Source organism: Streptomyces sp. S6, assembly GCF_054880855.1.
The window spans coordinates 1-10,739 of record NZ_JBTYMC010000230.1 but is presented as its reverse complement, the minus strand read 5'-3'; the positions used below and the strand labels follow the sequence as shown (position 1 = coordinate 10,739).

Annotated in this window: 12 protein-coding genes; 10 read left to right on the top strand and 2 right to left on the bottom strand. The window is 71.6% G+C overall.

The features are described from left to right. The first annotated feature begins 14 nt into the window (after positions 1–14). The 9 genes from ACVNF4_RS25790 (at position 15) to ACVNF4_RS25750 (ending at position 8,815) form a co-directional block, all read left to right on the top strand. Positions 15–1,373: an aldehyde dehydrogenase gene (locus tag ACVNF4_RS25790; protein ID WP_461805266.1), complete on the top strand. Its 1,359-nt coding sequence runs from the start codon at positions 15–17 to the stop codon at positions 1,371–1,373. Beyond that, entirely contained in the window at positions 1,366–2,259 is an 894-nt protein-coding gene (locus ACVNF4_RS25785) for a 3,4-dihydroxyphenylacetate 2,3-dioxygenase (protein ID WP_461805265.1), read from the top strand. Before ACVNF4_RS25790 ends, ACVNF4_RS25785 begins: the two co-directional genes overlap by 8 nt. Before the next feature lie 15 nt (positions 2,260–2,274). Continuing rightward, a complete protein-coding gene (locus ACVNF4_RS25780) occupies positions 2,275–3,123 on the top strand; it encodes a fumarylacetoacetate hydrolase family protein (RefSeq protein ID WP_461805264.1) in 849 nt (282 codons plus the stop codon). Between the two features lie 10 nt (positions 3,124–3,133). After that, entirely contained in the window at positions 3,134–3,718 is a 585-nt protein-coding gene (locus ACVNF4_RS25775) for a TetR/AcrR family transcriptional regulator (protein WP_461805263.1), read from the top strand. A 111-nt stretch (positions 3,719–3,829) separates the two neighbouring features. After that, positions 3,830–5,278: an APC family permease gene (locus tag ACVNF4_RS25770; protein WP_461805262.1), complete on the top strand. Its 1,449-nt coding sequence runs from the start codon at positions 3,830–3,832 to the stop codon at positions 5,276–5,278. A 32-nt stretch (positions 5,279–5,310) separates the two neighbouring features. Further along, complete coding sequence (locus ACVNF4_RS25765; RefSeq protein ID WP_461805261.1) at positions 5,311–6,798, top strand: aldehyde dehydrogenase; 1,488 nt, start codon at positions 5,311–5,313, stop codon at positions 6,796–6,798. Then, positions 6,795–7,484: a gamma-glutamyl-gamma-aminobutyrate hydrolase family protein gene (locus ACVNF4_RS25760; RefSeq protein WP_461805260.1), complete on the top strand. Its 690-nt coding sequence runs from the start codon at positions 6,795–6,797 to the stop codon at positions 7,482–7,484. Before ACVNF4_RS25765 ends, ACVNF4_RS25760 begins: the two co-directional genes overlap by 4 nt. 356 nt (positions 7,485–7,840) lie before the next feature. Continuing rightward, entirely contained in the window at positions 7,841–8,014 is a 174-nt protein-coding gene (locus tag ACVNF4_RS25755) for a hypothetical protein (RefSeq protein ID WP_461805259.1), read from the top strand. A gap of 63 nt (positions 8,015–8,077) precedes the next feature. After that, complete coding sequence (locus tag ACVNF4_RS25750; protein ID WP_461805258.1) at positions 8,078–8,815, top strand: VOC family protein; 738 nt, start codon at positions 8,078–8,080, stop codon at positions 8,813–8,815. Positions 8,816–8,832: 17 nt separating this feature from the next. Here ACVNF4_RS25750 and ACVNF4_RS25745 read toward each other — a convergent pair whose 3' ends face one another. Continuing rightward, on the bottom strand, positions 8,833–9,660 hold the full coding sequence (locus tag ACVNF4_RS25745; RefSeq protein ID WP_461805257.1) for an alpha/beta fold hydrolase: 828 nt from the start codon (positions 9,658–9,660) through the stop codon (positions 8,833–8,835). A gap of 162 nt (positions 9,661–9,822) precedes the next feature. Here ACVNF4_RS25745 and ACVNF4_RS25740 point away from each other — a divergent pair, with 162 nt between their 5' ends. Further along, positions 9,823–10,374, top strand: a complete 552-nt coding sequence (locus tag ACVNF4_RS25740; protein WP_461805256.1) for a DapH/DapD/GlmU-related protein — start codon at positions 9,823–9,825, stop codon at positions 10,372–10,374. Between the two features lie 29 nt (positions 10,375–10,403). Here ACVNF4_RS25740 and ACVNF4_RS25735 read toward each other — a convergent pair. After that, a partial coding sequence (locus ACVNF4_RS25735; RefSeq protein WP_461805255.1) for a LysE family transporter occupies positions 10,404–10,739 on the bottom strand: 336 nt, incomplete at its 5' end.

Genomic DNA, 10,739 nt, shown 5'->3' with positions numbered 1-10,739 from the left:
TCGGCGGTCACCTCGTGGGTGGGGAGGGCCGTCAGCATCGCCGCCTCCCTGACCGTGACGGCCACGCCGTCGTCGTAACCGGTCTTCACCGCGACCGTGCCCGCCGGGCCGCCACCCCGCGCGCCGAACGTGCCCGCATCCTGCACGCCATCGCCGACGGCGTCGAGAAGCGCATCGAGGACCTCGCGATCGTCGAGACGACCGACAACGGTGCCCTCCTCAGGTCGCACCGGCGCGGTGTCATGCCCCGGGTCGCGCACAACTTCCGCTTCTTCGCGGACTGGCTGCTGACCCTGGAGCACGAGGACTTCGAGACGCGCGGCCACACCAACCACGTCAGCTGGGACCCCGCCGGACCCTGCGTCCTGATCACCCCGTGGAACGCCCCGCTGATGCTGGCCACCTGGAAGGTCGCCCCCGCGCTCGCCGCCGGGAACACCGTCGTCCTCAAGCCCGCCGAGTGGTCCCCGCTCACCGCCTCCCTCCTCGCCGACATCGCCGCCGAGGCCGGCCTGCCCGCCGGGGTCCTCAACGTCGTCCAGGGCTACGGCGCCGAGGTCGGCGACGCCCTCACCTCCCACCCCGACGTCCGCCGCATCAGCTTCACCGGCTCGGTCCCCACGGCGAAGCACATCGCCGCCTCCGCAGCCGCCCAGCTCACCCCGCTCAGCCTCGAACTCGGCGGAAAATCACCGCTGTTGGTGTTCGCCGACGCAGACCTGGACCTCGCCGTGAACCTCGCGGTGGAGCAGTACGACAACGCCGGGCAGGTGTGTCTCGCGGCGACGCGCATCCTCGTCGAGGAGAGCGTCGTCGAGGAGTTCACCCGGCGGTTCACCGAGAAGGCGGCGGCGCTGGTCCAGGGCGACCCCCGGGACGAGGCCACGGACATCGGGCCGAACATCCACCCGCGCCAGTTGGAGAAGATCGACGGGTTCGTGCGGCGGGCGCTCGACGCGGGGGCCCGTGCCGTGCTCGGCGGTCACCCCGGGGGCGGCCAGTTCTACGCGCCGACCCTCCTCACCGACGTCGCCCAGGGCTCGGAGATCGTCCAGGAGGAGGTCTTCGGGCCGGTCCTCACGCTCCAGACCTTCGCCGACGAGGACGAGGCGGTGCGCCTCGCCAACGGCACCCGCTTCGGGCTCGCCGCGACCCTCGCGACCGGCTCGCGGGAACGCGCCGAACGCGTCACCGAGCGGCTCGTCGCCGGCACGGTGTGGGTCAACTGCTTCTTCGTCCGCGACCTCCAGGCCCCCTTCGGCGGCTCCCGGCTCTCCGGGGTCGGACGCGAGGGCGGCGACTGGAGCTTCGACTTCTACTGCGACCTCAAGAACACCGTGACCGCGCCGACCGGATGGACCGACCATGGGTGAGATCGTCGGGGCGGGCCTCCTCGCCCACGTCCCCACCATCGTGCTGCCCGAGGCCGACCGCCTCGAACTCAACGAGGGCAAGGAGATCACCCTCGTCACCGGCCTCCAGGAACTACGCCGGGAAGTCTTCGAGCGGGACGACTACGACACCGTCGTCGTCCTCGACTCCCACTGGGCGACGACCGTCGAGTTCGTCGTCACCGCACAGCACCGCCGCGCCGGCCTCTTCACCTCCGAGGAACTCCCGCGCGGGATGTGCCGGATGCCCTACGACTACCCCGGCGACCCCGAACTCGCCGACAACATCGCGAAGTTCGCCGACAAGCACGGCACCTGGATCACTCCGATCGACGACGAGTACCTCCCGGTCTACTACGCGACGATCAACCTGTGGAAGTTCCTCGGCGAGGGACTCCCGGACAAGCGCTGGGTCACCATCGGTGTCTGCCAGACCGGCGACATGGAGGACCACCTCAGGCTCGGGCGCGCACTGGCCGACGGCATCGCCGCGACCCCCGGCCGCCGGGTCCTGCTCATCGCGTCCGGCGCGCTCTCGCACACCTTCTGGCCGCTGCGGGAACTGCGCGACCACGAGGCCAGCGACCCGGCGCACATCCGCACGCCGGAGGCCCGCGAGGCCGACCACGAGCGGATCGCCTGGTTCAAGGAGGGCCGCCACGACAAGGTCCTCGACTCCATGGACGCGTTCTGGAAGGTCAAGCCCGAGGCGAAGTTCTTCCACTACCTGATGATGGCCGGCGCCCTCGGTGAGCAGGCGTGCACCGCGAAGGCCCGGCAGTACGGGGAGTACGAGAACTCCATCGGCACCGGACAGGTCCACCTCTGGTTCGACCGGCCCGCAGACGGCTGGCACCCGCACTCCTAGAAAGGCTTCCCGAACATGCCCGAGTACCGCCGCATCCTGCTCGACGGCGCCACCGTCGAGGTCACCGTCGACGGGGACGAACTCGTCGCCGGCGACGGCCGCCGCACCAAGATCACCGAGGCTCAGCACCTGCCGCCGGTCGTGCCGTCCAAGGTGATCGCCGTCCACCTCAACCACCGCAGCCGCGTCGACGAGTTCCAGATCGAACTCCCCGACACACCCACCTACTTCCACAAGCCGACCTCCTCCCTCAACTCCCACCAGGGCGCGATCGTGCGGCCCGAGGGCTGCAAGTGGCTCAACTACGAGGGCGAGGTCGCCATCGTCATCGGCCGCACCGCGCGCAACATCGCGCAGGCCGAGGCGGGGGAGTACATCGCGGGCTACACCATCGCCAACGACTACGGCCTGCACGACTTCCGGGACACCGACGCCGGTTCGATGCTGCGGGTGAAGGGCTCCGACACCCTCTGCCCGCTCGGCCCCGGCCTGGTCACCGACTGGGACTTCCACGGCAAGCGGCTGCGGACGTACGTCAACGGGGAGGTCGTGCAGGACGGTTCGACCGACGAGATGAAGTGGGACATGCACTACCTCGTCGCCGACATCGCCCGCACCATCACCCTGTACCCCGGTGACGTCCTGCTGTCCGGTACTCCGGCCAACTCCCGGCCCGTGCGGCCCGGGGACGTCGTCGAGGTCGAGGTCGAGGGCCTCGGCAAGCTGACGAACCACGTCGTCACCGGGCCCACCGCGATCCGCACCGACGTGGGCGCGCAGCCCACGGAGTCGGAGGAGGTGCTGTCCACGGCGCTGGGCGGCGACTGGGAGTTCCGCGGGATCAGGGCGCCGAAGCGCGGGTAGGGTCGGCCGTATGACCGACGCCCGCCCGCCCCGCAAGCGTGTCACCGAGTACGGGTCGGGCCGCACGGCCCTGCTGGACGCCGCCGTGCGCGTCGTCGCCCGGGGTGGGCTGCGCAAGCTCACCTACCGGGCGGTCGCGCAGGAGGCCGGCGTCACGCACGGCCTCGTCGTGCACCACTTCGGCTCGCGGGACGCGCTCATCGAGGAGGCCGTCGCCCACGCCATCCACTCCTCGCTGGACCGCAGCGCGCTCGGCGCGGGCACCGAGGAGTCCGGCGCGTTCATGGGCGGGCTCGCCGACATGGTCGAGTCCGGGCCCGAACTCCAGGCGTTCCAGTACGAGTTGCTGCTGGAAGCGCGACGCCGTCCGGAGCTGCTGCCGCATCTGCGCGCCCTGTACGAGGAGTACTTCGAGGCGAGCGGGCGGGAGCTGGCCCGCCTCCTGCCGGGTGACGTGAGCCGGGGCATGTCCCGGCTGGTCTTCGCCGCGCTGGAGGGCCTCGTCCTGCACCAGCTCGTGTTCGGCGAGCGGGATGTCACGGAGGAGGCGCTCGCCGAGCTGCGGGCGCTGCTGGAGCGGCTCGCCGGGAACTGAGCAGCCGCATTTTCTGCTCGCGATCCCTTGCCAAACGGATAGCCGCGGCACACCATAAGGCAACTCGTTTGGCCTGAAACGAATTCCTCCTTTCTCTGGCAGGTGATCCGAGTGGACAGTCAGACGGCCTCCGCCCAGCGGACCGCGCAGGACACGCCCACCGCAACCACGCTCAAGCCCAACGCCCTCGGCGTCCTGGGCATCCTCTTCTTCGTGCTCTCCGGCCAGGCCCCCCTCACGGGCATCGCCGGAGCCGCACCGATCTCGATCGCCATCGGCAACGGCTCCGGCACCCCGGCCGCCTACGTCCTCGCCGGGGCCGTCATCCTGCTCTTCTCCGTCGGCTTCGTCGCCATGGGCCGCCACGTCGTGGACGCGGGCGCCTTCTACACCTACATCGGAGCGGGCCTCGGCCGCAGCGCAGGCGCCGGCAGCGCGAGCGTCGCGCTCTTCGCGTACTGCGTGATCCAGGCCGCGATGTACGGCCTGTACGGCTCGATCGTCGCCGGACTCGTCTCCGCGCACACCGGCCTCGACGTGCCGTGGTGGGTCTGGACCCTCGTCACCATGGCCGTCGTCCAGGCCCTCGGCGCGTCCGGCATCGAGATGGGCGCGAAGGTCCTCGCGGTCTTCGTGCTCGCCGAGTTCAGCGTCCTGCTCGTGTTCGGCCTGGTCACCCTCTTCAAGGGCGGCGGACCCGAAGGGCTCGGCGTCGCCGACAGCTTCTCCGCCTCGGCGGCTCTGCACGGAGCACCCGGGATCGCCGTGATGTTCGCCGTGGCGTCCATGTTCGGCTTCGAGGCCACCGCGATCTACGGCGAGGAGGCGCGCGAACCGAAGAAGACGGTACCCAGAGCGACCTACCTGTCGGTGGTCGTCGTCACCGGCTTCTTCGCCCTCATCTCCTGGACGCTCATCTCCGCGTACGGCGCCTCCAAGGCACCCGAGGCGGCCGGCAAGGCGGTGGCGAGCGGCGACTCCGCGTCCTTCGTCTTCGCCCCCATGGCCGATCTGCTCGGCGGCTGGGTGGGCGACGTCCTGCCGGTCCTCCTCGCCACCTCCCTGTTCGCGGGGATCCTCACCTTCCACAACTCCGCCAACCGCTACCTGTTCTCCCTCGGCCGCGACGGACAGCTCCCCGCCGGACTCTGCCGCCTCAACACCCGGCACGCCCCCTGGACCGCCGGGTGCGTGCAGACCATCGCCGCCGTGCTCCTCGTCGTCCCGTTCGCCCTGGCCGGCAAGGACCCCGTCCTCACCCTCTTCTCCTGGTTCAGCGGACTCGCCGTCCTCGCGATGATGCTGCTCTACGTGCTGACGTCGGTGTCCGTCGTCGTCTACTTCCGGCGCCGGCGCGTCGACACCCGGGTGTGGAACACCCTCATCGCCCCCGTGCTGGGCGCCCTCGGCCTCGCCGGAGCCCTCTGGCTGATCCTCGCCAACTTCACGACGCTGATCGGCGGCGAGGCGGCCACAGCGGGCTGGCTGGTGGCGTCGGTGCCGGTGGTGCTGGCGCTGGGGGTCCTCAACGAACGGCTCCGCCGCCCGCGCCGGCTCTGAACAGCTGCCAACTCCCCGGTCCGGAGGACCCTATGACTCTCACGCACGACGACTGGCTCCACCGGGCCAAGACCTTCACCCCGCCCCGCCACCACCTCATCGACGGCGCCGAGGAACCCGGCGGCGGGGCCACCTTCCCCGTCGTCTCGCCCCGCGACGGCCGTGTCCTGACCGACGCCGCCGACGCGGGACCCGCCGAGATCGACGCCGCCGTGGCCGCCGCGCGCCGCGCCTTCGACCACGGACCCTGGCCCCGCCTCGCCCCCGCCGACCGGGGCCGCGCCCTGATCCGCCTCGCCGGTCTCCTCGACACCCACCGCGACGACCTCGCGCTCACCGTCACCCTGGAGATGGGCAAGCCGATCGCCGACGCCCACGGCATCGAACTCCGGGCCCTGATCAACACGTTCCGCTGGTACGGCGAACTCGCCGGGAAACTCACCGACGAGGTCCCGCACACCGCACCCGACGCCCTCGCCCTCGTCACCCGCGAACCCGCGGGCGTCGTCGGCGCCGTCGTCCCCTGGAACTTCCCCCTCACCCTGGCCGGCTGGAAGATCGCCCCCGCGCTGGCCGCCGGTTGCACGGTCGTCCTCAAACCCTCCGAGAACTCGCCCCTGTCGGCGCTCCTCCTGGGCCGCCTCGCTCTGGAGGCCGGGCTGCCGCCGGGTGTCCTCAACGTCGTCAACGGGGACGGCCCCGGCGCGGGCCGGGCGCTCGGCCTCCACCCCGACGTGGACGTCCTCGCCTTCACCGGCTCCACCGCCGTCGGCCGGCACTTCCTGCGCTACGCCGCCGACTCCAACCTCAAGCGCGTCTGGCTGGAGCTGGGCGGGAAGTCGCCCAACATCGTCCTGCCCGACGCGCCCGACCTCGACCGGGCCGCCGCCACCGCCGCGTGGGGCATCTTCTTCAACCAGGGCGAGATGTGCACCGCGCCCTCCCGGCTCCTCGTCCACGCCTCCGTCGCCGAACAGGTCACCGACGCGATCGTCCGCCGGGCCGGCGAGCTGCGGGTGGGCGACCCCCTCGACCCGGCGACCGAGATGGGCGCCCTCGTCGGCGAGCAGCACCTCCAGCGGGTCCAGCACCACATCGCGACCGGCCTCGCCGAGGGCGCCCGCCTGCGCGCGGGGGGCTCTCGTGTTCTGAGTGACAGCGGGGGCAGCTTCCTGGAGCCGACCGTCTTCGACCGCGTCGAACCCGGCGCGCGGCTGGCCCGCGAGGAGATCTTCGGCCCCGTCCTGTCCGTGCTCACCTTCGACGACGTCGACGAGGCGGTCCGCATCGCCAACGACACCGAGTACGGCCTCGCTGCGGGGCTGTGGACGTCCGACCTGTCCACCGCGCACAAGGTCTCGCGGGCGCTGAAAGCGGGCACGGTCTGGGTCAACTGCTACGAGGAGGGCGACCTCACCGTCCCCTTCGGCGGCATGAAGCAGTCCGGCAACGGGCGCGACAAGTCCGTCCACGCCCTGGAGAAGTACACCGAGCTCAAGACCACCTGGATCCAGCTGTGACCCGCCCCCTCATCGCGATCCCCGCCCGCTTCTCGGCGTCCGCCTCCGCCCTGCGCTACGCCGCCGAGGTCAACGCCCGCGCTCTCGTCGACGCCGTCTGGCAGGCGGGCGGCGAACCCGTCTCCCTCCACCCCCACGCCGCCGGCCCCACCGAGACCGCCGCCCGCCTCGCCCGCTTCGACGGCCTCCTCCTCCCCGGCGGCGGCGACATCGCCCCCCACCGCTACGGCGCCCCGGACACCCACGACGCCGTCTACGACGTGGACGACGAACAGGACGCCTTCGACCTCGCCCTCGCCCGCCACGCCCTGACCACCGGGCTGCCGCTGCTCGCCGTCTGCCGGGGGCTCCAGGTCGTCAACACCGTGCTCGGCGGCACCCTCCACCAGGACACGGGCGGTCACCGGCACGTCGTCCACCCTGTCGTCGTTACTCCGGGTTCCGCCCTTGCGCGGACCATCGGTGCCGACAAGGTGGAGGCTTCCTGCTACCACCACCAGCACATCGACCGGCTGGGGGAGGGGCTGACGGTGACCGCGCGGGCCGCCGACGGGACGGTCGAGGGGGTCGAACTCGCCGGGGGCGGTGGGTGGTTCGTGGGGGTGCAGTGGCATCCGGAGGACACGGCCCGGGAGGACGCGGGGCAGCGGGGGGTGTTCGAGGGGTTCGTGCGGGCTGCGGGGTAGGGGGCGCGGTGGTGCTGGTCGGCTGTCCCGGGGGTGAGTGCGTCCGCATCGTGTCAAAGGTGATCCGTGCGCCCGACCCTGACGAAACGTCGGTCTTGTGGCGACGGCGCTGTCCTGGCAGACGGCGCGGGGTGAGCTGCGGACCGCGCGGGAGGGGCAGGTCACCGACCGGCACATCAGGGCCGGCGAACAACCGGGCTCGCCCGCGCGGGATGTCCGCGCTGGCGCCGTCCACGCACCGGAGCGGATCGCTCACGACTCCTCGCGCGACCGGGCGGCGATCATCGACGTGCCGGCTGCCTTCGTCCGGGAACACGCCTCTGTCTCGGCCGTCCCTGACACGACTCTCCCGCGCGTTGCACGACTTCACCGACCTCCACGGGATCAGGGCCCCCGGAGTCGTCCTGCCGAGCACCCGGCTCACCGGCATGAGCGCGTACCTGACCGGGGCGGACCTGACAGGCGTCCGGGGGACGACTCCGGCGGCGGTCGGGGAGGTGGTGGGGACGGACGGTGCGACACGCTGCTGAACGGGACTATCGGCAGGTCAGCCCCGGTGCGGACGGCCGGCGGAAGCTTCTAGGATCTCCGGTATGGCAACGCGACTCGTGCAGATCAACATGAAGGCCCACGACGACACCGCGCTCGGCCGCTTCTGGGCGGAGGCGCTCGGCTGGGGGCTCGACAGCGAGGGACCCGGTGTGACCAACCTCGAACCCGTGGGGTTCTCCTACCCCGACCCCTCGGCCGTCTGCATCGACCTCATCGCCCGCCCGGAACCCAAGACGGCCAAGAACCGGGTGCACCTCGACCTGGCCACCACCTCGGCCGCCCACCAGGCGGAGCTGGTCGCCCGCCTGAAGGACCTCGGCGCGACACTCGCCGACATCGGTCAGGGCGACGTCCCCTGGACGGTCATGGCCGACCCGGAGGGCAACGAGTTCTGCGTCCTGGAACCCCGCCCGGTCTACGGCGACACCGGCCCGATCGCCGCAGTGGTCGTCGACTGCGCCGACCCGCACGAGATGGCCCGCTTCTGGGACGGCGCGATGGACTGGACCCTGCACTCGGCCACCGACGACCAGGCGACCCTGCGCTCCGCCCAAGCCGTCGGCCCCTACCTGGAGTTCGTCCGCACCCCCGACCCCAAGCCGGGCTGGAACCGCGTCCACCTGGACATCCGCCCCTACCGGGGTGACGACCCGGCGGCGGAGGAGGCCCGACTGCGCGCCCTGGGAGCCACCGACCCGGGCATCGACCAGTCCACCATCCACTGGACGATCCTCTCCGACCCCGAGGGCAACGAGTTCTGCCTCCTCGCCCCGAGCTGAGGTCCTGTTCGGCGCCGTCAGCCCAGGAAATCCATCAGCCGCTCGTTCAACTGCTCCGGCGCGGTGGGCGGCACGGAGTGGTGGGTGGCTCCCGGGAGGACCACCACCTCGACCCGCGGGAGCGTCCGGCGGGCTCTGTCGGCGACCTTGACGGCGTGGTGGGCGCGGCTGCGCTCCGCGAGGAGGACCAGCACCGGCATGGTCAGGCCGGCGGTCCGGGGACGGCCGCCGGCGATCAGCTTGCGGCCGGGGAGAGCGGTGGCCAGCGCGTACAGCCGCTGCCAGGTCTCGTCCGGGCGGGCGTCGCCGGTCTCCCACGACAGGAAGGCGCGGGCGCGGGCCTCACTCGGCCGGATCAGGGCGGGCAGGGCGCGCAGCAGATAACCAGGGCGGAACCCGGCGAAGACCTGGGTCGGGTCGAGGAGAGCGAGCCGGTCGACCCGCCGCGGTGCGTGCAGCGCGTACCTGACGGCCAGCCAGGCGCCGTACGAGTGCCCGCACAGGTGCGTGCGGGACAGCCCGAGCCCGTCCAGCACCGCATCCAGCCAGACCGTCAGATCGTCGGCGCTCTTCAACGGCACGCCCCGGCGTTCCGTGCGGCCCGCGTCCCCCAGCAGATCGACCGCGTGGACCCGGTACCGCTCCCCGAGAACCGGCGCGTTGCCGAACCAGACCAGACCGGTCGCCGAGCCACCGGGCAGCAGCACGAGGGGGCTGCCGTCCACTCGGCCGTACACGTGAACCCGGGTGCGCCCGTAGGGGGTGCCGACGTCGCGCTCCTCGGTGGACTCGGGCCAACGGGCACGGAGTTCGTCGTAGACAAGATCGAAAGCGGACGGCGACATGGCATTCCTCTCGCTCGGCGAGATATTAGTCGGAGGGCCGAGGCGGAGGAGTTGGAGTCGCGTCCGGCCTGGACAGGCATCCCGATCGGCACAACGATCAGTTGTGGCCGCAGTCGCCCGAGTTGTTTGATCGGGTGCTCCGCGCGGTGGTGGGATAGGCGCATGTCTACTCGCACAGAGCAGGTCATGTACGTCAAGACACCCGAATTCGCACGCTTCGCGGAGCGGGTCGAGGAGGTGACCGATGCGACGTCTCGGCTGAACGTGCTGCCGTTCAGTGACACGCAGGGCCGAGCGGAACTACTTTCGGTTGTGTTCGGGGGACCGTTGCCGGAGTCGGTGACGATCTATCCGCCGTTCTTCACCGAGTACGGTCTCGGCACGACGTTCGGGGGGAGGGTCTTCGTCAACCAGGGATGCACCTTCATGGACAAGGGGGGCATCCGAATCGGCGACGGCGTGATGATCGCCCCGAAGGTCAGCCTCATCACCGGAGGGCATCCGCTGCCCCTCGCGGAGCGCCGTGAGTTCCTGACCTGGGCACCGATCCTCATCGAGGACGACGTCTGGATCGGGACGGCGGCCGTGATCACGCAGGGGGTGACCATCGGCGCCGGCGCGGTCGTCGCGGCCGGTGCGGTCGTCACGCGTGACGTTCCGCCCGGCACGATGGTCGCGGGGGTGCCCGCCCGGGTGGTCAAGACGATCGACTGAGCCCGGCCCGGCGCGGGCGGCGCCGTGGTTCACCCCGCCGACCACGCGAGACGCGCGGCGAGGAACAGGACGACGGTGTTGCCGACGACAGCGGTGGCGAGCCGCCCGCGAGGCCCGGTCAGGACGCGCCCCAGCAGCGCCCCGCCGGTGGCGAGGAGGAGCTGCCAGCTGCTGGAGGCCGCGAAGGCGCCGAGGACGAAGACCAGACCCTGACCGAAAGAGGCGGCCCCCGCCTGCCCGCCGACGACCAGGGCACCGAAGTAGACGACCGTCAGGGGATTCAGCAGCGTCAAGGCGACCAGCGCACCGTACGTCCGCCGCGGCGAACCCGCCGGCGCCGCCACGGCGGTGCCGTCCTCGGCGCC